The sequence below is a fragment of the Pseudoduganella aquatica genome (assembly GCF_009857595.1).
Taxonomy (GTDB): domain Bacteria; phylum Pseudomonadota; class Gammaproteobacteria; order Burkholderiales; family Burkholderiaceae_D; genus Rugamonas; species Rugamonas aquatica_A.
Genome location: NZ_WWCU01000034.1, coordinates 1 through 22,643, shown reverse-complemented (window position 1 = coordinate 22,643; position 22,643 = coordinate 1). Strand labels below are relative to the sequence as shown.

Sequence of the window (22,643 nt, the reverse complement as noted above, 5' to 3'; positions counted from 1 at the left end):
GGTGCGTCCATCCCTGCCTTTGGCGATAGGACGGCTGGGCGCTTGAGGATTAGCATTGAATGGCAGCAAGCCCTCAACTTTTCACGCTAAGGAAAGACATCATGCTTGGACTTACTCCACTCGGCGCCATCCACACCGCCATCAGCCTCGTTGCGCTGGCTGCGGGGCTGCTGGCCTTTTTCCGCGACAAGGGCATCAACCCCGCCAACGCCGTGGGCCGGGTCTATATCTGGACCACGGTGCTGACCTGCCTGACCGGTTTCGGCATCTTCCAGCACGGCGGTTTCGGCAAGCCGCACGCGCTGGGCGTGATCACCCTGCTGGTGCTGGGCCTGGCCTGGCTGGCCGCGCGCGGCAGCCTGTTCGGCGCCAAGGCCGCCGCCGTCATGACGGTGTCGTATTCGCTCACCTTTTTCTTCCACCTGATCCCCGCCATGACGGAATCCTCGGTGCGCCTGCCGGTTGGTAAGCCCCTGGCGGACAGCCCGGAAGCCGAATGGCTGAAGATGGCGTCCGGCGTCCTGTTCCTGCTTTTTCTCATTGGCGCAACGCTGCAGGTGAGGCGGCTCAAAAAAATGCAATAACTACATTTTTGTGTCACCATGCTTGTTCGCAAGGAGGAGAGTAAGCATGGATGTCAGCACCCTGGAAGAGCTGCCACCGTCCTGCCTGGATGGGGAGACCGAGCAGCGCCGCCTGGCCGAGGTGTCGCGCTATGCCATGACGCAGGACCGCAGCGACCCCAACCTCGACTACATCACCGAACTGGCGATCCGCTCGGTGGGCGCGGACATCGGCGGCATCAGCATCGTCTACCAGTCGCAGATCTGGCTGCCGTCCCGCGTCGGCATGGAGGAGCGCCACGTGCCGCGCTCCGGGTCCTTCTGCACCTGGGCCGTGGGCGCCGAGGGCGACTGGTTCGAGGTCGCCGACGCCAGCAGCGATCCGCGCTTCCGCACCAACCCGCTGGTGACCCATGCGCCGCACTACCGCCACTACGCCGCCGTGCCGCTGTCGGGCGCGCGCGGCTACCTGCTGGGCACGCTGTGGGTGATGCGGCGCGAGGCCGGCAGCTTCTCGCCCGACCAGGCCATGCTGCTCAAGGGCATGGCGCGGCTGGTGGTCGATACGCTGGAACTGCGCTACTGCAACGACATCACCGGCATGTCCAACCGCAACGTTTTCCTGCACCATTTGCAGCTGGGCCTGGAGCAGACCCGGCTGCCGCACGTGATGGCCGGCTATATCGACCTGATCGGCTTCCGCCAGCTCAATGAAGTGTTCGGCCGCAACGCCGGCAACCAGGCCCTGCGCATCGTCGGCGAGCGGCTCACCGAATGGGCCGGGGCCAGCAACCTGGTGGGCCACCTGGGCGGCGACAAATTCGCCTTCGCGCTGTTCGGCGACCGGGCCGCGCAGGCGGTCAGCCTGGAGCGGCTGAAGAACGAACTGAGCGCGCCGTTCACGCTGGAGCCGGGCGGCACCCAGGCGCTGCACGCGCGCATCGGCGTGGAGCACCACGACACGCCCTACCTGGGCTCGGCCGCCAGCCTGCTGGACGCGGCCGAGACGGCGGCCTCGTCCATCAGCAGCGCCATGCTGCGCACCACGGTCAAGGAATACGGCTTTGAATTGCTGGCGCGCTCGCACATGGTGTTCGAGCTGCAGGGCGCGCTCGACACGGCGCCGGCGGCGGGCGCCACCGCCCAGCACGGCGAACTGGTGGCGCACTACCAGCCGCAGGTGGACTATGCGCAGGGACGGCTGATCGGCATGGAGGCGCTGGTGCGCTGGCGGCATCCGTCGCGCGGCCTGGTGGCGCCGGGCAGCTTTATCCCGCTGGCCGAAAGCACCGACAAGATCTACGACATCGACCTGCGCGTGCTGACCCAGGTGTGCCGCGACATGCGCTCCTGGCTGGACGCGGGGCTGCCGGTGGTGCCGGTGTCGCTGAATTTTTCGCGCCGCTCGCTGCTGCATGCCGACCTGCTCGGCGACCTGAAGCGGCTGCTGCATACCTACCGCATACGCGGCGAGCTGCTGGAATTCGAGGTGACGGAAAGCCAGCTGCTCGAGACGCTGGAGCTGGTGTCGCCGCGGGTGGCGCAGCTGCGCGCGCTGGGCGTGCGCATTGCGGTGGACGACTTCGGCACAGGCTACTCGAATCTGGACGCCATCAACAGTTTCCCCTTCGACCGCCTCAAGGTGGACCGCCAGTTCGTGCACGGCGTGGCGGGCAGCGAGCGGGTGGCGGGGCTGTTCCGGCTGATCCAGGGGATCGCCGAGCTGTTCAGCGCCGAGCTGCTGTGCGAAGGGCTGGAGCACGAGGCCGATCTGGCCTGGCTGGCCGAGCGCGGCGCCACGCGGGTGCAGGGCTGGTACTTCAGCGCGGCCCGCACCTCGGAGGAGATCGTCGCCATCCTGGCCGCCCTGCGCGCGCGCGGCTCCGGCGCCGCCCCGCTCACCATCCCGGAACTGCGCGCGCTGCTGCAGTCTTAAAGCAGGCCGGCGGTGACGTAGCCGGCGGTCATGGCGACCACCAGCAGGGCGCCGACCGGCGTCGGCGGCGAGGGGGAGGGGATGTCGAACCAGCGGCAGACGCCGCCCACGGCCAGGCCCAGCAGGGCGCCTATCAGCAGCGCGCTCATAGTGAGGCCTCGTCTGGCTTGCGTTCGAGCGCGTGGCCGCCGCAGTGCTTTTTGTTCTGCGCCGCTTCCCGGCACAGGTAGCGGTCCACCAGCCAGTAGCCGCTGCTCATGGCGAAGACCAGCAGCGCGCCGCTGAGCACCGGCGGCGAGGCGGCCGGGATGCCGAACAGCTTGCATCCGGCGCCCACGACGAAGGACAGGACCAGGCCCAGTACGATTTTGGTGTAGTTCATGGCGTCCTCCGTCAGAATGCGAAGCAGCTGCAGCCCAGCGCGCCCCAGAAGCCGCTGAAGTCCGACACCGGCACCGGGGAGCGGCGCGCGCGGTCGTGCGAGTGGGCGTGCACGCCGCATGGTCCCTGGCATTGGTGCGGCAGCGCGGCCTGCGCGGCCGGCGCCGGCGCGGCGCGGCGCCAGTGGCCGGGCGTGGAGGACACCGGCGACCAGTCCGGCAGCACCGGTATGGCGGGCGGCGCCAGCGGCGTGAATTCGGCCTGGCCGTAGACCACTTTGCCGCCCACGATGGTGAGCACCGATTCGATCGATTTGATGGCTTCTTCGTCCACCGTGAAGAAGTCGGCCGAGAGCACCGCCAGGTCGGCCAGCATGCCTTCCTTGATGCGGCCTTTCTTGCCCTGCTCGCTGGAGAACCAGGCGCTGCCGGCCGTCCACAGTTCCATGGCGGTGTCGCGCGAGAGCTTGGCGCCGGCGTCGTACAGGCGCATGCCGCCCACGGTGCGGCCGGACACCAGCCAGTACAGCGCGGTCCACGGGTTGTAGCTGGCCACCCGGGTGGCGTCGGTGCCGGCGCCCACCGGCACGCCGGTCTCCAGCATGCGCTTGATGGGCGGGGTGGCCTTGGCCGCTTCCGCGCCGTAGCGCTCCACGAAGTATTCGCCCTGGAAGGCCATGCGGTGCTGGATGGCGATGCCGCCGTTGAGCGCCTTCACGCGCTCGATATTGCGCGGGCTGATGGTTTCGGCGTGGTCGAACATCCAGTGCAGGTCGCCGAAGGGGATGTCGCGGTTAACCTTCTCGAACACGTCCAGCATGCGCGAGATCGATTCGTCGTAGGTGGCGTGCAGGCGGAAGGGCCAGCGCTTGCCGACCAGGTGGCGCACGACTTTTTCCAGCTCCGCTTCCATGTCCGGGTTCAGGTCCGGGCGCGGCTCGAGGAAGTCTTCGAAGTCGGCGGCGGAGAACACCAGCATTTCGCCGGCGCCGTTGTGGCGGTAGAAGTCCGTGCCCTGGCCGGGCGTGACCATGTCGGTCCACTTTTCGAAGTCTTCCAGCTCCTTGCCCTTGTTCTGCGTGAACAGGTTGTAGGCGATGCGGATGGTAAGCTGGTCGTCGCGCGCCAGCTGGTCCACCACCGAGTAGTCCTCGGGGTAGTTCTGGAAGCCGCCGCCGGCGTCGATGGCGGAGGTCACGCCCAGGCGGTTCAGCTCGCGCATGAACTGGCGCGTGGAGTTGATCTGCAGGTCCAGCGGCAGCTTGGGGCCCTTGGCCAGCGTGGCATACAGGATCATGGCGTTGGGGCGGGCGATCAGCATGCCGGTGGGGTTGCCTGAGGCATCGCGCTGGATCTCGCCGCCGGGCGGATTCGGCGTGTCCTTGTCGTAGCCCACCACGCGCAGCGCGGCGCGGTTGAGCAGGGCGCGGTCGTACAGGTGCAGCACGAACACCGGCGTGTCCGGCGCGGCGGCGTTGATCTCGTCCAGCGTGGGCATGCGCTTCTCGGCGAACTGGAATTCGTTCCAGCCGCCCACCACGCGCACCCATTGCGGGCTGGGCGTGCGCAGCGCCTGTTCCTTGAGCATGCGCAGGGCGTCGGCCAGCGAGGGCACGCCTTCCCAGCGCAGTTCCAGGTTGTAGTTCAGGCCGCCGCGTATCAGGTGCAGGTGGGAGTCGTTCAGGCCGGGCACCACGCTGCGGCCGTTCAGGTCGATCACCTGGCTGGTGGGCGTGCGGTGGCGCATCACCTCGTCGGCGTCGCCCACGGCCAGGAACTTGCCGCCCTGGATGGCGACAGCGCTGGCTTGCGGCTGGGATTTATCGACCGTGTGGAAACAGCCGTTGATCAGGATTAGGATGGGTTCGGGTGGGGCGTGCGTGCTCATGCGGTTCTCCAGTCATCGTATGCCAGCAGTATGCCGCCGTGGACGGCGGCAGACTATGCGCCATAGGGGAGAGACGGCGTCTCCGGGGCCGCGCTCACAGGGTTTCGCTGAGGAAAACCAGCGTGTGGCCGTGCGCCAGCGCGGCGGGCTGCTGGCGGTAGCTGGCGCGGTGGTTGCAGTTGAAGCCGTGCTCGGCCTCGGTGTACAGGTGCACTTCCACGTTGTCGCGCTCGTCGAAGCGTTCGGCGATGTGCTTGACCGCGTCCAGCGGGATGTGGCTGTCGCGGGCGCCGAAGTGCAGCATCAGCGGCACGTGGATGTCGTCGGCGCGCTCAAGCGCGTTCTGGATGCCGCCGCCGTAGTAGGCGACGGCGGCGTCCACGTCGCCGTTGGCGGCGGCATGGTAGGCCAGCAGGCCGCCGTAGCAGTAGCCCAGCGCGGCGATCTTGGCGCCCACGCCGGGCAGGGCGCGCAGGGCTTGCGCGGCGGCGCGCACGTCGGCCTGGGCCTGGGCGGGGCCGTTGGCCTGCTTGAGCTGCACGGCGCGCTGCCAGTCGGCCTCGCCGTAGCCCAGCTCGATGCGCGCGCCTTCGCGCCAGAACAGGTCCGGCGCCAGCACCACGTAGCCGTCCGCCGCGTACTGCGCGGCCACGCCGCGGATGTGTTCATTGACGCCGAAGATTTCCTGCAGCAGCACGATGCCGGGGCCGCTGCCGCCGCGCGGCAAGTCCAGCCAGGCGCCGAATGCGCCGTCGTCGCCCTGTATCTCTATCCACTTGCCGTCCATGTCTGCTCCTGTGCCGTTGTTGGGGAAACGGCCATGCTACCGCAGTTCGGACCGGCCGGCTGGCACGCTAGTGGAGTTCGCGCAGGTAGATGAAGGGCGAGCGGTAGACGCCGTAGTTGAGGCGGCCGACGGTGCTGGGCAGCCAGGGGAAGGCGTTCACGCGCACATCCACGCTGCCGTCGCGCCCGGCGCCGGGGGCGGCCAGGTTCAGGTAGGAGAGGCCTTTGCTTTGGCGGAAGTCCAGCGTGGGGGGCGTGGAGTCGGCCGCCAAGCCGGCGTAGCAGCCGCCGCCCGTGTACAGGTTGCGGGTGCAGTTGCCGAAAGTGAGCACGCCGGCGGCGCTCAGCGCGGTCGTGCCGGCGGTGGCTTCGGCACTGTTGCGCAGGAATTCGGTCCCGGTCCAGTATTGCGATTCCACTTCCACGCGCCGCTTGAGCAGTGGCGAGCCGTAGCTGTGCGCCACCTTCAGGCGGCCGCTGGCCACGGCGATGCCCGCTTCCACGGCGCCGGCGCGCAGGGAGGTCACGCCGTCGCCGCCGGGCGTGGTTTCGGTGGCGCGGAAGAACACGTTGACCGGGCTCGAGATGAGATTTGTGGCTACGCTGGGCATATAGGGCGGGCCGGGCGAGTAGGACTTGCTGAAGGCGTAGCTGACGCTGCCCAGGCCGTTGCCGCCGGTGAAGACGAAGGCCGTGGGGACGGCGGGGCCGCCGGTCAGGCCAGCGCCGACCGGCATGCTGCGGGCGGCGTTGTCCACGGGGCGGTATTCCGGGTTGTCGTTGTCGTTGGGGGCGGCGGTGCCGGTGGCGCCGGCCGCGTTCCAGGCGGTGATGGTGAGCGGGCGCGCGTAGGTGGCGGCGTAGTTGGTGGTCAGGCCGCCGGCGGCGTTGCGGGCGCTCACCGTCAGGCCGAAGGGCTGGGCCGCGTAGACGAAGCGGCCGCCGCTGCAGCTAATGCTGAACACGCCGCTTGGACACACCATGACGGGGGAGGCGTTCGGCGTGGTGAGGGCGGTGTCGAAGTGGTCCGGGATAAAGCGGCCGATGTTGCCGCTGGTCCCGCTGCCGACCAGCGCGGCGGGCAGGTTGTTGTACAGGCTGCCGTTGTTGAGCGCGTTGTTGGTGGTGGCGGTCAGGGTGATGATGCCCACCTCGTCCCAGCTCAAGTTGCTGACCGTGAATTTGCCCGACGAGGCGTTGCCGCCAGCGACGATAGCGGCCGAGATGGTGCTCGCGTTGGGCACGGACAGCGTGCCTGCGTTTGCCCCAGCCGGCGCGATCAATTTATGCGTGAAGTCGACCCGCGCTGGTTGGCTCTCTCGGCCGAAGTTCGTACTCACCACATTGTTGTTGCTCAAAGCCGTCACCTGCACGCTGAAATTTGCACCAGCGGTTGCGAATGGCTGATCGGTGGCGCTGGTGGCGGCGGGATTGGATACACCGGCTGCAGTGATGCTGCCTATGCCGTAGTGGTGTGGGACGACCAGGATATCCGGGCTGGAAGCGGTAATGAAGTTGGCGCCACTGGCCGTGTATTCCGCCGACAGCGCCAGCTTTCCCACGTCGTCGTAAGCCAGCGTACCTTTAGCCTTACCGTTGCCGTCGAACGCCAGCGGCAGGTTGGCGCTGGCGGCGCCGGTGAAGCCGCCGCTACCGCACACCAGCGTGGCGGTAGCGGTGCTGCCGGAACCGCTGTCGTTGGTCAGGTTGACATTGCGGCTCTGCGTGTTGTTATTTGTACCAGGGTCGGTGTAAGCGCAGCGCAGCGTCAGGGACTTGGTGCTGTTGGCGATGAGCGGTACGCAGCTGGACGGCGTTTGCAGATCTGCTTTCAAGGCCTCCACCGTGAAGGTACCGCTGACCCCGGCCAGGCGCGCACCACCGGACACTGTAAACCCCTCTGCGGCGAACGCCACGCTGCAGGACGCGCCGGACGGCGAGCTGCAGGTGGCCGCAGCCGTGGCTGCCGGCGTGACGGAGGTGATGGCCAGGGTGGCGTTGCCGGCCGTGGTCTGGCGCACATAGGCGCTGGCGATGCCGTTGCTGAAGCTGAACACGGGCGCCGGCGAGTCCACCGTGTTGGGCGCCAGCGACACCTGCGCGCTGCCGGTGTACAGCGTGCTGCAGGATGCGTCGGCGCAGGCCTTCACGCTGACCGTCTCCGGCTGGCAGGTCAGGCCGTTGCCGTCGTGCGTGATCTGGTAGTGGTGCACGGTGTTGGCGGCGGGCGGCGCGCAGACGGTCTTGTAGGAGGTGTTCGCGTAGCCGCTGCCGTCATCCACGCAGCTGCACGGGCTGCCGGCGCTGCCGGTGCGGCAGGTCACCGCCTGGTAGACGCGGCCGTGCCAGTCCAGTTCCAGCGTGTCCACCAGCGCGGTGCCGGTGATGTAGGCCTCCGAGGAGAGCAGCTTGACCGCGCCGGCCACCACGTTGCCGTTCACGCTGCTGGCCGAGGAGATGGTGAGCGAGGTGTTGGCCGTGACGTTGCCGTTCACGCGCGAGGGCGAGGCGTCCAGCGTGACCACCGGCGCCACCAGGTTGCCGTTCAGCGTGCTGCCCGAGGACAGGTTGAAGGACACGCTGGCCGTCACGTCGCCGGTCAGCGCCACCGGCGAGCCGGTGGTGATCTTGCTGCCGGTGATGGGGCCGATGATGGTGGCGTGCGAGGCCAGGTCGATCTGGCCGGTGGAGGTCAGCGTGCCGGTCACCTTGGTGTCCGAGCCGGTGCCGATCTTCATGCTGGCGGCGCTGATGTCGGCCACGATGGTCTGCACCTGGGCGCCCATCTTGAACTGGCCGCTGGAGACCAGCGCGCCGCCGCTGATGTTCAGGTTGGACGGCTTGATGTTGCCGATGTCGAGGTCGCCCGCCACCTGCAGCTGCGCCGTGCCGCTCATGTTGAGCTGCTGGTTGAAATCGAAGTTGATGGGGCCGGTCAGCACCACCTTGTAGCCGCTGGCGATGGTCACGTCCAGCGTGGCGGCGAAGGGCGGGCAGCTGTAGCTGGCACTGGCGGCGGTATAGCTGCAGCCGGCCACCGCGCCGCCATTGAAAACGGCTGCTGTGTTGGCCAGGGCCGGCGCGGCGGCCAGCCAGGCCAGCAGCGCGGCGAGGAGGGTGAGCAGGGGAAGCTGGGGCATAAGGGGAGTGGCCCGGATCGTCGCTGGATTGTCACCGATTATCACACTGTGCCACGCTGTCGGCAACGCTTGACATATTTGCCACAAAGCAAATTTTGATCGCCAGCCGGGGCTGCGCCACCGGCCGTGGCGCACCAATCCGTGCTAATCTTGCTGCTTTATCAGCATCTACGACGGGTGAACCCGATTAGCGCTTCCCACCCTTCCGCTCCTCAGCCGCAGCCAGGCCGCCTGGCCCAGCTCCGCCCGATGGTGCTGGCCTTGCTGTCCGGCCTGGGTTGCACGGCGCTGCTATTTGCCGGCGTGAGCCGCCTGGAGCAGGACAATGTGTCGCTCGCCTTTCTGCAGCGCGCGCACGCGCGCCTGTTCGTTTTGCAGCAGGGCGTGGGCAACGCCATCGCCGGCCTGGGGTCGGTGAACCAGCTGTTCGCCAGCCGCGAGCGGGTCAGCCGCAAGGAATTCGAGCTGTTCACCCGGCCCATTATCGAGCACTATCCCTATATGCAGGCGATCAGTTCGCTGCGCGTGATCGGGCACGCCGAGCGCGCCGCGCTGGAGGCCGAGCTGGCCGCCGTGGTGCCGGGCACGGTGCTGACCGAGATGCGCGGCGGGCAGCGGGTGCCGGCCGATGCGCGCGACAGCTACCGCGTGATCGAGTATATCGAACCGATGGCGGCCAACGCGGCGGCCATCGGCCTGGACACGGCCTATCCGGCGCTCGACGGCGGCGCGCGCAACAAGGCTTATGCCAGCGGCCGCCCCACGGCCGGCAAGCTGGTGCGCCTGGCGCAAGGCCCGGAACCGCGGCTGGGCGTGATCGTGTCCATGCCGGTGTTCCGCTACGGCGCGCAGCCGGCCAGCCCGGCCGAGCGCCGCGCCGCGCTGGCGGGCGAGACGGCCATGGTGCTGCGCCCCGGCGACATGATAGAAAAGATCTACGCCACGGCCGGCCTGCCCGCCAGCGGCGACCTGAACCTGAAGGTGTACGCCAGCGGCGCCGAGGAGCCGGACGCGCTGGTGTACCAGGCCGCCGGCCAGCCCGCCGCGCAGGCCGAGCTGCCGCACTGGCTGTATCCGGCGCCGCCGCCGCGCCTGGCGCAGCCCTTCGACGTGGCCGGCCAGACCTGGCTGATGGTGGCCACCCAGCCGCGCGCGGTGCTGGTGGGCGACCACCTGGCGTCCATCTTCACGCTGGCGCTGGGCGCCATCGTCAGCGTGCTGGGCGCGGCCTACGTCAATTCCCTGGCCAGCCGCAACCGCGACGTGCAGCGCCGCGTGGACCAGCGCACCGCCGAGCTGCACGACGTGAACCGCGCCATGCGGCTGCGCGACCGCGCCATCGAGTCGAACGTGAACGCCATCATCATCACCGACGGCGCGCCCGGCTACGCCATCGCCTACGCCAATCCGGCCTTCGAGCGGCTGACCGGCTACAGCGGCGCCGAGCTGGCGGGCCGCAGCACGCGTTTGCTGCACGGCGACGACGTCGACCAGCCGGGCGTGAGCGAGCTGGTGGCGGCCGTGCGCGAGCAGCGCGAGGGCCACGCCGTGCTGCGCCACTACCGCAAGGACGGCGCCATGTTCTGGAACGACGTCTACGTGTCGCCGGTGCGCGACGAGAACGGCGAGGTGACCCATTTCGTCTCCTTCATGCACGACATCACCGCCATCAAGGCCTACGAGACCGAGCTGCACCACCAGTCCACGCACGACGCGCTGACCGGCCTGCCCAACCGCGTGCTGCTGCTGGACCGCCTGCGCCAGACCATTACCCACTCCGAGCGCAAGGGCCATGCGCTGTGGGTGGTGTCGATCGACCTGGACCGTTTTAAATTCACCAACAGCCGCCTGGGCCACAAGGGCGGCGACCGCCTGCTGCAGGCGGTCGCCGAGCGCTTGCAGCTGGCGCTGCGGCCGGTGGACACGGTGGCGCGCATCGGCGGCGACGAGTTCGCGCTGATGCTGCTGCCCGAGCAGGGCGCGCTGTCGCCGCGCGCCGACCAGGTGCAGCGCGTGCTCGACTGCCTGGCCGCGCCGCTGCTGATCGACAACCAGGAGCTGTTCTTCACCTGCAGCGCCGGCATCGCGGTGTACCCGGACGACAGCGCCGACCCCGGCGCCTTGCTCGAGCGCGCCGACATCGCCATGTACCGCGCCAAGGAAATGGGCGGCAACAACTACCAGTTCTACACCCCGGCCATGAACGAGAAGCTGGGCGAGCGCATGCTGATCGAGGGCGCGCTGCGCAGCGCGCTGGAGCGGCGCGAATTCGTGCTGCATTACCAGCCGCAGGTGGACACGGCCAGCGGCCGCATCGTCGGCATGGAGGCGCTGATACGCTGGCAGCATCCTGAGCTGGGCATGGTGGCGCCTAACCGCTTTATCCCGCTGGCCGAGGAAACCGGGCTGATACTGCCGGTGGGCGCATGGGTGCTGCGCACCGCTTGCGAGCAGCTGATGGCCTGGCGCGCGGCAGGCGGCGCCGGCCGCGACAGCCTGCGCGTGGCCGTCAACGTGTCGGCGCGGCAGATGGCCGAGCCGGACTTCGTGCAGTCGGTGGCGGCCGCGCTGGCCGAAACCGGCTTGCCGCCGGCCTGTCTGGAGCTCGAGCTGACCGAGAGCCAGGTGATGAACGACGTGGAGCACGCCATCGCCGTCATGCACGAGCTGAAGAAGCTCGGCGTCCAGCTGGCCATCGACGATTTCGGCACCGGCTATTCCAGCCTGGCGCACCTGAAGCGTTTCGCGATCGACGTGCTGAAGATAGACCAGACCTTTGTGCGCGACCTGACGGTGGACCCGGACGACGCGGCCATCGTCATCACCATCATCGCGCTGGCGGCCAATCTGAAGCTGGAAGTGATTTCGGAAGGGGTGGAGACGCTGGAGCAGATGGCTTTCCTGCGCCAGCACGGCTGCCGGCAGATGCAGGGCTATTACTTCAGCCGTCCGGTGCCGGCGGCCGCCTTCGAGGCGGTGCTGGCGGAATACGAGGCGCGCGCGGCGGCGTGAGCGCCGCGCCGGCCGGCGAGCTTCAGGCTGCCGGCGATTTGCGGCGGCGCGTGGCCGGCAGCAGGGCCAGGGCGCCGATGGCCAGCAGGGCCAGCGAAGCCGGTTCCGGCACGGCGCCTGCGGCCGGACCCTGGAAGGTGATGGTGGCGTTGGCCGTCTGGCCGATGGCGGCGCCGCCGCTGGTGGTATTGGCCACCAGCAAGAGCTGGCCGCTGGCGGGGGCGAACACGCTGAATTCGATGCCGCTGTCGGAACGGCCCACATCGCCCAGGTAGTTCTGGCCCAGGTTGCCGACGTCCAGCACGCTGTCGTACAGCGAGAAGAAACTGTCGAAGGTGGTGGCGGTCACCAGGACTTTAACCAGGGAGCCTGCCTCGGCTGCGAAGGACCAGGTCTCGAAATACGTCGGGGTGGTGGACGTCGTGCCAGGAAAGGCTTTTGGCGTGTCGGCCACGGAAATGATGCCGTTGCGCATCAGGCGCAGGTCGCCGGAGATTTCGTCGCCGGTCCAGGTGTGGGAAACGCTGATCACGTCGGCGCAGGCGATGCCGCTGCTCAGTGCGGCGAACAGGAAAACGAGGGAGCGGAGGGTCTTGAACATGGCAGAGGTCCTGATAAATGCATTTTCTTAAGTATAAGCAATAATTATGCCAATTCCCTCGAAGTAAGAAAAATTTATGTAAATCAATAACTTGCCGTTTGCCACAAAAAGTATGCGCAAGGAAAGTGTAAAGAAAATCGACATGGAATCTGCTATTGAATGGCGGCGCGCCGATACGGCGGCCGCAGCCCCAGCCGGTCCCTGCACCAGCGCCGGGGACGTGCTGGCGGCCCTGCTGGACAGCGTGGAAGGCGGCGAACTGCATATCCGGCCGCTGCGCGCGCTGCTGGAAAGCGGCCGTTTCGCGCGTTTCAACGAGGTCGGGCTGGCGCTGCGGCGCGCCTTCCGGGACCCGGCGCAGCGCGACTACTTTATCGCCCGCATGAAGCCGCATCTGCAGCTAGTGATAGGCGTGCTGCCGTCCGGCATACAGCGGCACGGCATGCTGCCGCCGGAACCGTCCGCGCCGGCGCCGGACGCGCTGCGGCTGGAGCAGGTGAGCGACGCCGAGCTGCGCCAGTGGCTGGTGGACGACGGCAGCCTGATTTACGGCGAGTTCCAGCGCTACGAACTGGCCAATTATTTCGACGCCATCGCGCCCCATCTGCGGCCGGGCGGGGAGATGATAGACCTGGGCAGCGGCCTCGGGAAGGTGGTGATGTCGGCCGCGCTGGCGCTGCCGTTTGAGCGCTGCACGGGCGTGGAGTTGCTGGGCTACCGGCACGCCATGGCGCTGGAGCGGCGCGCGCGCCTGCTGGCCCTGTCGCAGCAGCTGCTGGCGGCGCTGCCGGAACAGGCGCAGCAGCCGGAGGCGCCGCTGGCGCTGCCAGTCGGCGGCGCGGCCACGCTGCGCCATTTGCTGGAACTCGACGCGCGCATAGAACTGCGCGAGCAGAACATGTTCGAGGCCGACGTCAGCCGCGCCAGCCTGGTGTTCATCTACAGCACCTGCTTCGCGCCGCTGATGGACGCGCTGGCCGCCAAGCTGGCGCGCGAGCTGCCCGAGGGCTGCCTGGTCAGTTGCACCACCTTCGCGCTGTCGCATCCGGCGTTCCGGCTGCTGCAGCACTTCCCGGCCAACACGCTGGCCTGGACCGGCGTGTTCCTGTACCAACGTGTGGCGGTGCCGGAAGGCGCGGCGCTGCCGCCGCCCGCCGCCCTGTACGCGCCCGACCCGGACGAATGGGAAGTGCGCGCGCGGGCGGAGTGCGCGGCTTACGATGCCGCGTAGGGCGGGTTAGCGAGGCACTCGCGTAACCCGCCAATGCGCCGCCACGGTCCCTAGCGCTTCACCTTCGCAAACGCGTCGCCCTTCTTGAAGCTGGCCATGCCGGGCGCGTTCGCCACGGCGTAGCCCAGGTTCAGGGTGAACTGCGCCTGCTGCACCATGCCGGACAAGTCCCAGTCCGCGCGGTACTCGTCGGTCACCTGGTGGTAGTCCTTCTTAAACGCCACCAGCTTGTCGCTGGATGCCTGCTGGTTTTTCTCGAACTCGAAATGGCCGTCGCCCGAAAACACGGCCGAGCCCACGTTGAAGGCCGGGATGCCGGCCTTGGCGAAGTTGAAGTGGTCGGCGCGGAAGTAGGCGCCGGACAGATCGGGGATCAGCGGCGCCAGTTTCAGCCCCATCTTCTTGGCCACCTGGCCGGCGGTCTCGTACAGCGTGCTGCGCTCGGCGCCGGCTACGCCGATGTCCTTGGTGCGGCCCGCGAAATTCATGCTGTCCAGGTTCAGGTCGGCGCTGGTCTTGTCCAGCGGCCAGGCCGGATTGGCCACGTAGGCCGCGCTGCCCAGCAGGCCCTGCTCCTCGGCCGCCGGCCACAGGAAGACCTGGGTGCGCTTGGCCGGATGCTTGACCGCCTCGGCCGCCATGGCCAGCAGCGCCGCCGCGCCGGAGGCGTTGTCGATGGCGCCGTTGTAGGTATGGTCGGTCTTGTCCTCGCGCTTGACGCCCTCGTCGATGCCAAGGTGGTCCCAGTGCGCCGAGTACACCACCGCCTGCTCCTTCAGCTTGGGATCGGTGCCCGGCACGATGCCGGCCACGTTGAACTGCTCCACCTGGCGGATCACGCTGCGCAGCTCCACCTTGGCGCTGGCCTTCAGGTCCACCGGCTGGAAGTCGCGCCGCTCGGCGCGGCGGCGCAGCTCGTCCAGGTCGAAGCCGGAGGCGCCCACCAGGTCGCGCGCGGTGTCCTCGTGCAGCCAGCCTTCAATGCCGTTGCCGCCGCGGTTCAGGTGGAAGCGCTCGTGGCTGAAGCCGTTGGCCGGCACCGACCACGGGTAGGAGGCGGACGGCGTGGTGTGGATCAGCAGCACGCCGGCGGCGCCGCGCCGCACCGCCTCCTCGAACTTGTACAGCCAGCGGCCGTAGTAGGTGTAGGCCTTGCCGGCAAAGCGGTTCGGCTCCTCGGCGGTGGGCTGCGGGTCGTTCACCATCATCACGAGGATCTTGCCCTTCACGTCCACGCCCTTGTAGTCGTCCCAGTTCTCCTCCTCGGCCTTGACGCCGTAGCCGACGAACAGCAGCGGCGCCTCGAAGCTCACGCTGGCCTGGCCGCTGCCGGTGCCGTACACGATGCCCTGGCCGGGGATGGGCGTCAGGCGCGTGCCGCTGCCGGCGTGGAAGGTGACCGAGCTGCCGCTGGCCAGCAGCTTGGTGCCCTGGAAGCGCACCGGCTGGCGGTAGCTGCCGTCGGCCAGCGGCTTGAGGCCCATCAGCGCGGCCTGGGTTTCCAGGTAGCGCACGGCCAGGTCGCCGCCGCGCTGGCCGGTGCCGCGCCCTTCGAGCAGGTCGTCGGCCAGGAAGGACAGGTGGGCGCGCAGCGGCGCTTCGCGCACGGTGGCTTGCTGGGCGTTGGCGTGCGAGGCGAATCCGGCCAGGGTCAGGCCGGCGGCGAGGGCGAAGGGGGTGAGGCGCATTGCAGCTCCAGTCATGGCAAAGGTGTTGGTTCAGTTCGGATGGCGGCTATCTTACCCCGGCCGGGCGCTTGTGGGAATTGGTGAGAATTCGGCTTGGGCGCCGCCGATATAATCGCCTGCTCCACGGAAACCAACAGGAGCACCATGCCTGATCACGCTGAACCCCAAGGCCGGCTGCCGGCTTATCTCGACATCGGCCGCGCCGGACTGGCCGCCATCGTGCGCCATCTGGGCGGCGACCCCGGCGGCGCAACGACCCTGGCGCAGCTGTTCGAGCGCCTGGACGCGCGGCGCATGGAGGCCGGTTCCTGGGACCCGCTGGCGCAGGCGCTGGGCCTGGATGCGCAGGAAATGGAGGATTTCACCAAGGCGGCGCGGCGTGCAGTGCGGGTGGAGGCCGGTCCGCCGGCGGCGAGCGACGAGGTGGCCGCGCTGCGCTGGTTGAACTGGCTGGAGCGGGTGCAGGAGAAGCAGCCGGCGGCGGGTATCGCGGTGCAGCTGCCGCCGCCCGGCGAGCGCGCGCTGCGCACAGGGCAGCAACAGGTGCGGGCGCTGGAACTGATACTGCGCGGCGTGATCGGCGAAACCCATGGCGACCAGCAGCGCCTGCTGGCGCGGCTGCGCGAGCTGTCCGGCGACGCCGCCGTGGAGCGCTGGCTGGCCGTGGCGGACCCGGGCGATGTGCTCAGCGGCACCATGTTCAGCGACCTGGGCCGCATCTTCGCCCACAAGCGGGAGTACCCGCAGCACTACGCGGCGCTGTTTGCCGAGACGCCTTTCCTCAGCCTGCTGAAGGACAAGCGCGGCACGCTGGCGGCCTTCCTGGAGGACGTGCGCGACATCCGCAATCGGCTGGCCCACCACAAGCGCGTGACGCCGGTGCAGATCGCGCTGCTGGGGCACTACTACCACGAGGTGGTCAAGCCGCTGCAGGACGCGCACGACGACGGCGTGCTGGGCGTGAATCCGGACGGCTACTTCGACGCCAGCAAGGAGGAGCTGGAGCGCCATTTCCAGCGCGTGGCGGACAATTTCGCGCGCCTGGGAGAGGACGTGCAGGCCGTGCGCGACGACGTGGCGGCGCTGGACGGCAAGGTCGAGGAGGTGCGCAAGACCGTTGAACGCACCGGCGAGGACGTGCGCACTGTGCGCGCCGACACCAGCTGGCTGCGGCGCCATCAGCGCTGGATCGGCCTGGGCGTGCTGGCGCTGGGGGCCGCGTCGCTGTTCACGCTGCGCAGCACCGAGAGCATGCGCGGCTCGGTCACCAGCATCGACCGGAAGATGGACACGGTAAAAAAAGAGGTCAGCGCGGACCCGCGCAAGGAGCTGGCCAACAACGGCGTGGCCTGGAAGGAGAGCGAATTCATTGGCGCGATCAGCCGCGGCGACACGCGCAATGTGGCGCTGTTCCTGGCCGGCGGCATGCGCTGGCAGCTGGGCTACACCGGCAAGGTGCTGGAGCAGGGCGACAGCAAGACCGTGGCCCTGTTGATGGAACACCCGGAGCTGCTGGCGCGCGAGGACAGCGACTGCGCGCAGGCCATGGGCCGCGCGCGGCGCTGGGTGCCGGGCAGCTCGCCGCTGCAGGCGCAGCAGCTGAGCGGCGACGAGCAGCGCATGCTGCAGCGCTTCTGCAGCCGTCCGCAGGATATCGCCTATGCGACCAAGCAGTACGAGAGCGAGCTGAAATCCCACCGCGAGGCGCGCGCCGAATACGACCGGCAGAAGGCGGCCGTGAAACCGGTGCCGCAGTGCGAGGCGGCGGAAATGAACAGGGAGGGGGCCCTGATCAACGAAGCGGGCGGGTTCAATCCCATGCGCCGCGGCACCTCTACGCCGCGCGACGAATTGCTGGGCGAGGTGTATGTCGGCATCTCCACCGGCCTGCTGGACCGCAACAAGCTGCGCGCCGCGGTGCATAAATACTGCACCGACCTGGTGGAAAAGGAGCCGAATATCGATATCAACGACTGGTCCGTGCGGGCCAACGAACAAATTCTGAAGGCGGTGAAATCATGAACGACCAGATGGCGGTGCAGGCCTTGCTGAGCGAGCAGCCATGCTGGTGGCTGGCGCCGGACATCGCGGTGGAGCTGAACGCGGGCGCGCGCCAGGGCGGCCCCGGCACCCTGCTGGTGGGGCTGGGCGACCCCGAGGGCGATGGCCAGGCCGTGTGCCTGAACTACAAGGGCGACCCTGGCGGCGCGCGCTCGGTGGCCGCGCTGGTGGCCGGCGCGGACGCGGCGCGCTGGCAGGCCTGGCGCGCGCGCCTGCCGTCGACGGGGGCCATCCGCACCATCGTGGTGGAGGATTTTTCGCTGGACACCTGCTGCGCGCTGCTGCTGTTCGGCGCCGCGCTGGACGGCCGTCCGCTGCCCGACACGGCGGCCTGGGTGGCTTATGTCAGTGCCTGGGAGGGAGGCGACTGCCTGGACGGCGCCGACCTGTCGCGCTCGGCCGCCTGTTTGCTCAGCGTGCTGGGCCATTCCTACCTGCCGCCGCAGGCCGCCGACGTGGCGCGCGACGGCTATGCGCGCGCCGGCCTGCACGCCTGCCTGGCGCTGATGCGGCGCATGCTGGCCAGCCAGCCGCGCCCCGAGGCCGGCATCGGCTACCTGGAGGGGGCCGAATACGGCCGCGCGCTGGCCCACCTGGCGCACGAACGGCAGATGTACGAGCTGGCGCTGCGCCAGGCCAGCCGTTGCCAGCTGCTGGTCGACCTGGCCGGGTCGGGGCGGCAGGTGCTGCTGGACGCGCTGATCCTGTCTGAGGTGTTCCCCTCGGGCGTGCTGAAGGTGATGGCGCGCGCCGATTCGGCCAATAGCTGGACGCGCAAGGGCTATGCCCTGCTGGCGCTGCACCGGCCGGGCGAGGCCGGCAACGGCAACGACATGGTGCTGTCGCTGGACCCGCGCTGCGGCGCCACGCTGGAGGGCTTGTGGCGCGCGCTGGAGGCGCTGGAGGCCGAGCGCTGGGCCGGCGGCCGGCCGGCGGACGCGCCGCGCGCGCTGGCCTCTTACCGCGACCCGGCGAATCCCTCGCGCATGGCGCCGGGGGCGCCCAACCAGCCCTGGTATGACGACAATGGCCGTCATACCCTGCTGGCCGCACCCAAGCTGCTGGACGACGGCACGCCCGGCTCGCGCCTGGACTGGCGCGCCGACGTGCTGCCGGCGCTGTGGAGGCAGTATTTCCTGCGGCCGGCCGCCGCGTTGGTGGAGGCGCTGCCGGCGCAGGACGGCGCTGCCGCTGCCGCTGTTACCGCACCGCCGGGCCGCGCCAAGGCAGTGCGCGTGCTGGGCTGGAATGCCGAGAGTGCGGCGGCGCAAGGCCTGCATCCGGACCTGGCGCTGCTGGAGACGCCCAGCTTCCAGGCCTGGCTGGCCTCGCACAGCCAGGCGGGCGGCCCGGCGGCCAGTCCGCTGGCGCTGCCGCCGCAGGACAGCTACGAAGTGCTGCGCTGCGGCGCCGTGCAGGTACTGGCGCACCGCCACGGCGTGACGCTGTTCGAGGGGCCGGGGGCGCGCGGCGCAGCGCAGCCGCTGGCCGGCGTGGCCGCCGCCGTCGCCGCCGTCAGCGCGGCCTACAGCGGCTTCCTGGCCGACTACGCGGACAAGCTGGCGGAATGGACGGCGGAACTGGGCAAGCACCACGGCGCCGCCGCCGGGCGCGACGCTGAGGGCTGGGGCAAGCAGATGCACGAGGTCAAGGCGCGCGCGCTGGCGGTGATCGCCGGCGGCAGCATGCTGCGCGACGACTTCGACGAGAACCGCGTGAGCGAGGCGCTGCAGCGCTGGTGGGGCGTGTCGCAGCAGCGCGGCGAGCTGCTCGGGCTGATCGACCGCATCGACGGCATGATGCGGCACGCCATCGCGGCCCGCACGGAGATGCGTCAGCGCGTGTACGGCTCGGTGTTCTCGGCGCTGGGGCTGGGACTGGCGGCCAACCACATCTGGGAGCCGATCCGGGAGTGGCTGACCATGAACAGCTACGAATGGCAGCTCAAGCTGTTCAAGGAAAGCCCGGCGCCGGACGTGCATGAACTGGCCGCGATCGCGCACCAGGTGGCCAACTACGAGCTGGCCACGGTGGGCGTGGTGGTGGGTTTCTCGCTGCTCGGCTTCATCCTGTACTGGCGCTTCGGCATCCGGGGCGAAAGCCACTAGCGGCGGGCGCCGCGCAGCCTCAGGATGCTTCGCCGTGGAAGGCCTTGTTGGCGATGCGCCAGCCGGCATCGGTTTTCAGCAGCACGAAGTAGTCGGTGAAGGTGGTGGCGCCGTGCACCAGCGTGATGCGCGCGCAGGCCGCGCTGCCCTGCACGTCGATCCAGTCCACGATGCGCTCGCGCTCCGCCTCGTCGGCGGCCGGGGCGCCCTTGAAGCGCTCGCAGTAGACGTCCAGCGGCCAGGAGGTGAACACGCCTTCGCGCACCGACTCGATGTGGGCGCTGGGCAGGAAGGCAGCGCGCATATGGGCCGCGTCGTCGTTGGCGTGGCCGGCGAAGTACTGGTTGATCGGGTCCAGCACGGCGGCTTGCTCTTCGCTGAACGGGGGGCGGAAGATGGTGTTCATATTCATGGCGGCTCTCCTGTGGGTGGCGTTCCATGATGCCGGACCGGCGCCGCGCCGAAGCGCAGTCTGTTGCTATACCGGGTATGCGCCAGCACGCATGGCGCCGGCCGTGCTAGCATTTCGCTAATGAAACACGTTGCCGTCCTGTTCTCCCTTGCCGCCACTCTTGCGCTGCCGCTGCGCGCCGGCGCCGCCTGCTCGCGCCCCATCGTGGTGCCGGCGTCCTCGCTGGGCAAAATGATGACCGTCAACGAGGCCAGCGGCGAAGTGGGCGGCGTCTATCCCGAACTGCTGCGCGAGCGCGGCCGGCGCGCCGGCTGCGAGTTCGTGTTCCCGGTGGTGCCGCGCGCCCGCGCCGAAGCCATGCTGCGCCAGGGCGACGCGGACCTGATGGTGGGCGCGGTGCAGGTGCCCGAGCGCGACGAGTGGGGCCGCTACGTGCCCATGATAGGCACGGAATGGATGCTGATCTCCACCGACCCGGACCCGCCGCGCTCCACCGAGGAGATGCTGGCGCGGCGCGGCATCCGCCTGAACGTGGTGCGCAGCTATAACTACGGGCCGGCCTATCTGGCGCTGCTGGCGCGGCTGGACAAGCAGGGCAAGCTGGAATACGTGAAGGATCCGCAGACCATCGCGCGCAAGATGGGCATAGGGCGCGCCGACTACGCCTTCATGCCGTCCAACACCTTCGCCGGCACGCTGGAGGAGCTGGGCCTGCGCGAATCGCTGGGCGCGCGCGTGCACTACACGCGGCTGGCGGGCATCCCGGCCTCCACCAGCGGGGTCTATATCTCGCGCCGCACGCCGCCGGCCGACGCGGCGCAGCTGGCGGCCCTGCTGGAGCAGCTGAGCCGGGACGGCGAACTGCTGCACCGGACCCGGAAATTCTTCACGCCGGCAGAAATGTCGAGCAGTTTTCCGCTGCCGCGCAGCCGCTGACCGGTTCAGGATTTATGAACAATTGGGCGCGGGCGGCCCGGAGGGAGTAAACTAGCGCTTTTGTTTCGCATTGGGCGATTCGAACATACTTGTGAGTGACGCCATGTCTGGAACACCGAATACCGAAGTAACCCTGTTTACCGACCTTAACCTGATTCCCGCGCTGATCAAGTCGCTGAAGGAGGTCGGCTACGAGTCGCCGTCGCCTATCCAGGCCGCGACCATCCCTTATCTGCTGGACGGCCGCGACGTGCTGGGCCAGGCGCAAACCGGCACCGGCAAGACCGCCGCGTTCGCGCTGCCCATCCTGTCGCAGATCGACACCAAGCTGACCGCGCCGCAGGCGCTGGTGCTGGCGCCGACCCGCGAACTGGCGATCCAGGTGGCCGAGGCCTTCCAGCGCTACGCCGCCTACATCCCCGGATTCCACGTGCTGCCGATCTACGGCGGCCAGAGCTACGGCCCGCAACTGTCGGCGCTGCGCCGCGGCGTGCACGTGGTGGTGGGCACCCCGGGCCGCGTGATCGACCACCTGGACAAGGGTTCGCTGGACATCTCCAAGCTGAAGACCCTGGTGTTGGACGAGGCCGACGAAATGCTGCGCATGGGCTTTATCGACGACGTCGAGCGCATCCTGAAAGAGACCCCTGCCACGCGCCAGACCGCGCTGTTCTCGGCCACCATGCCGTCGGTCATCAAGCGCATCGCCACGACTTACCTGAACAAGCCGGCCGAAGTGACCATGGCCGCCAAGACCGGCACCGCCGAAAACATCCGCCAGCGCTACTGGCTGGTGAGCGGCATGCACAAGCTGGACGCGCTGACCCGCATCCTGGAAGCGGAGCCGTTCGACGGCATGATCATCTTCTCGCGCACCAAGATGGGCACCGAGGAACTGGCCGAGCGCCTGAACGCGAGAGGCTTCTCGGCTGCCGCCATCAACGGCGACATGCAGCAGGCGGCGCGCGAACGCACCATCAGCATGCTCAAGGACGGCAAGATCGACATCCTGGTGGCCACCGACGTGGCCGCGCGCGGCCTGGACGTGGAGCGCATCAGCCACGTGGTGAACTACGACGTGCCGCATGATCCGGAAAGCTACACCCACCGCATCGGCCGTACCGGCCGCGCCGGCCGCAGCGGCGAAGCGATCCTGTTCATCACCCCGCGCGAGCGCCCGCTGCTGAAAGCCATCGAGCGCGCCACGCGCCAGCCGGTGAGCGTGATGGAGCTGCCGTCGCTGCAGGCGGTGAACGACGTGCGCGTGGCCAAGTTCAAGGACGAGATCACCGAAGTGCTGGCCAAGGGCGGCCTGGAACACTTCCAGGGCCTGATCGAGGACTACGAGCGCGAGCACAATGTGCCGGCGGTTGAAATCGCGGCGGCGCTGGCCAGCATGGCGCGCGGCGGCAAGTCGCTGCTGCTCGACAAGAAGAAGGAAACCGGCTGGCACGACACGCCGCAGGCCGCTGCGGCGGCCCAGGCGGCGCGCGGCGACCGCCCCGAGCGCGAGCGTTTCGACCGTGGCGACCGTTTTGAGCGTTCCGAGCGTCCGGACCGCGGCGAGCGCGCCTTCCCGAAAAAGGAACGCGTGATCCGCGAACCGGAACCGGGCATGCAGACCTACCGCATTGAAGTGGGCTACCAGCACGGCGTCAAGCCGGGCAACATTGTGGGCGCCATCGCCAACGAAGGCGGCATCGACTCCAAGTTCATCGGCCGCATCGAGATCTACGACGACTACAGCGTGCTCGATATGCCGAGCGACCTGGCCTCGGACACCATCAGCCACCTGCAGGGCGTGAAGATCGCCGGCCAGATCATCCGCCTGAGCCGCGACGGCGAGCTGCCCACTGCCGCCCCTGACGCCGCTCTCCGGACCCCCCCGGCGCCGCGTCCGG

Annotated in this window: 16 protein-coding genes; 8 read left to right on the top strand and 8 right to left on the bottom strand. The window is 68.9% G+C overall.

What is annotated here, in order from left to right:
* Positions 1 to 101: 101 nt before the first annotated feature.
* Both GTP77_RS23080 and GTP77_RS23075 read left to right on the top strand, forming a co-directional pair.
* On the top strand, positions 102 to 584 hold the full coding sequence (locus tag GTP77_RS23080; protein ID WP_161074507.1) for a DUF2306 domain-containing protein: 483 nt from the start codon (positions 102 to 104) through the stop codon (positions 582 to 584).
* A 46-nt stretch (positions 585 to 630) separates the two neighbouring features.
* On the top strand, positions 631 to 2,499 hold the full coding sequence (locus GTP77_RS23075) for a sensor domain-containing phosphodiesterase (protein ID WP_161074506.1): 1,869 nt from the start codon (positions 631 to 633) through the stop codon (positions 2,497 to 2,499).
* On the opposite strand, the gene GTP77_RS23070 is transcribed toward GTP77_RS23075, so the two are convergent.
* The 5 genes from GTP77_RS23070 to GTP77_RS23050 form a co-directional block, all read right to left on the bottom strand.
* Positions 2,496 to 2,648 (bottom strand): DUF1427 family protein, encoded by a 153-nt coding sequence (locus GTP77_RS23070; RefSeq protein WP_161074505.1) that lies wholly within the window; start codon positions 2,646 to 2,648, stop codon positions 2,496 to 2,498. The genes GTP77_RS23075 and GTP77_RS23070 overlap by 4 nt on opposite strands.
* Positions 2,645 to 2,881, bottom strand: a complete 237-nt coding sequence (locus GTP77_RS23065) for a DUF1427 family protein (protein WP_161074504.1) — start codon at positions 2,879 to 2,881, stop codon at positions 2,645 to 2,647. Before GTP77_RS23065 ends, GTP77_RS23070 begins: the two co-directional genes overlap by 4 nt.
* Before the next feature lie 11 nt (positions 2,882 to 2,892).
* Positions 2,893 to 4,767, bottom strand: coding sequence for an amidohydrolase (locus tag GTP77_RS23060; RefSeq protein ID WP_161074503.1), 1,875 nt, complete (start codon positions 4,765 to 4,767; stop codon positions 2,893 to 2,895).
* 94 nt (positions 4,768 to 4,861) lie between these two features.
* Complete coding sequence (locus GTP77_RS23055; RefSeq protein ID WP_161074502.1) at positions 4,862 to 5,554, bottom strand: dienelactone hydrolase family protein; 693 nt, start codon at positions 5,552 to 5,554, stop codon at positions 4,862 to 4,864.
* A 67-nt stretch (positions 5,555 to 5,621) separates the two neighbouring features.
* The gene (locus tag GTP77_RS23050; RefSeq protein WP_161074501.1) at positions 5,622 to 8,693 is read right to left on the bottom strand and encodes a DUF8613 domain-containing protein; all 3,072 of its coding nucleotides are present in this window, start codon (positions 8,691 to 8,693) and stop codon (positions 5,622 to 5,624) included.
* Positions 8,694 to 8,870: 177 nt separating this feature from the next.
* Between GTP77_RS23050 and GTP77_RS23045 the strand changes: the two genes are divergently transcribed.
* Positions 8,871 to 11,705, top strand: coding sequence for a bifunctional diguanylate cyclase/phosphodiesterase (locus tag GTP77_RS23045; RefSeq protein ID WP_321170327.1), 2,835 nt, complete (start codon positions 8,871 to 8,873; stop codon positions 11,703 to 11,705).
* Positions 11,706 to 11,727: 22 nt separating this feature from the next.
* Here the strand turns inward: GTP77_RS23045 and GTP77_RS23040 are convergent, their stop codons facing one another.
* Positions 11,728 to 12,306 carry a PEP-CTERM sorting domain-containing protein gene (locus GTP77_RS23040; RefSeq protein ID WP_161074500.1) on the bottom strand — a complete coding sequence of 193 codons (579 nt, stop codon included), beginning with the start codon at positions 12,304 to 12,306 and terminating at the stop codon, positions 11,728 to 11,730.
* A gap of 142 nt (positions 12,307 to 12,448) precedes the next feature.
* Here GTP77_RS23040 and GTP77_RS23035 point away from each other — a divergent pair, with 142 nt between their 5' ends.
* The gene (locus tag GTP77_RS23035; RefSeq protein WP_161074499.1) at positions 12,449 to 13,537 is read left to right on the top strand and encodes a class I SAM-dependent methyltransferase; all 1,089 of its coding nucleotides are present in this window, start codon (positions 12,449 to 12,451) and stop codon (positions 13,535 to 13,537) included.
* Between the two features lie 50 nt (positions 13,538 to 13,587).
* Here the strand turns inward: GTP77_RS23035 and GTP77_RS23030 are convergent, their stop codons facing one another.
* A complete protein-coding gene (locus GTP77_RS23030; protein WP_161074498.1) occupies positions 13,588 to 15,225 on the bottom strand; it encodes a M28 family peptidase in 1,638 nt (545 codons plus the stop codon).
* 144 nt (positions 15,226 to 15,369) lie between these two features.
* Here GTP77_RS23030 and GTP77_RS23025 point away from each other — a divergent pair, with 144 nt between their 5' ends.
* A complete protein-coding gene (locus tag GTP77_RS23025) occupies positions 15,370 to 17,247 on the top strand; it encodes an STY4199 family HEPN domain-containing protein (protein WP_161074497.1) in 1,878 nt (625 codons plus the stop codon).
* Positions 17,244 to 19,394: a hypothetical protein gene (locus tag GTP77_RS23020; protein ID WP_161074496.1), complete on the top strand. Its 2,151-nt coding sequence runs from the start codon at positions 17,244 to 17,246 to the stop codon at positions 19,392 to 19,394. Before GTP77_RS23025 ends, GTP77_RS23020 begins: the two co-directional genes overlap by 4 nt.
* A gap of 19 nt (positions 19,395 to 19,413) precedes the next feature.
* Here the strand turns inward: GTP77_RS23020 and GTP77_RS23015 are convergent, their stop codons facing one another.
* Complete coding sequence (locus GTP77_RS23015) at positions 19,414 to 19,806, bottom strand: nuclear transport factor 2 family protein (RefSeq protein WP_228894713.1); 393 nt, start codon at positions 19,804 to 19,806, stop codon at positions 19,414 to 19,416.
* Positions 19,807 to 19,926: 120 nt separating this feature from the next.
* Between GTP77_RS23015 and GTP77_RS23010 the strand changes: the two genes are divergently transcribed.
* Both GTP77_RS23010 and GTP77_RS23005 read left to right on the top strand, forming a co-directional pair.
* Positions 19,927 to 20,742 carry a substrate-binding periplasmic protein gene (locus GTP77_RS23010; RefSeq protein WP_161074495.1) on the top strand — a complete coding sequence of 272 codons (816 nt, stop codon included), beginning with the start codon at positions 19,927 to 19,929 and terminating at the stop codon, positions 20,740 to 20,742.
* 103 nt (positions 20,743 to 20,845) lie between these two features.
* On the top strand, positions 20,846 to 22,643 hold a 1,798-nt coding region (locus GTP77_RS23005; RefSeq protein WP_161074494.1), incomplete at its 3' end, for a DEAD/DEAH box helicase.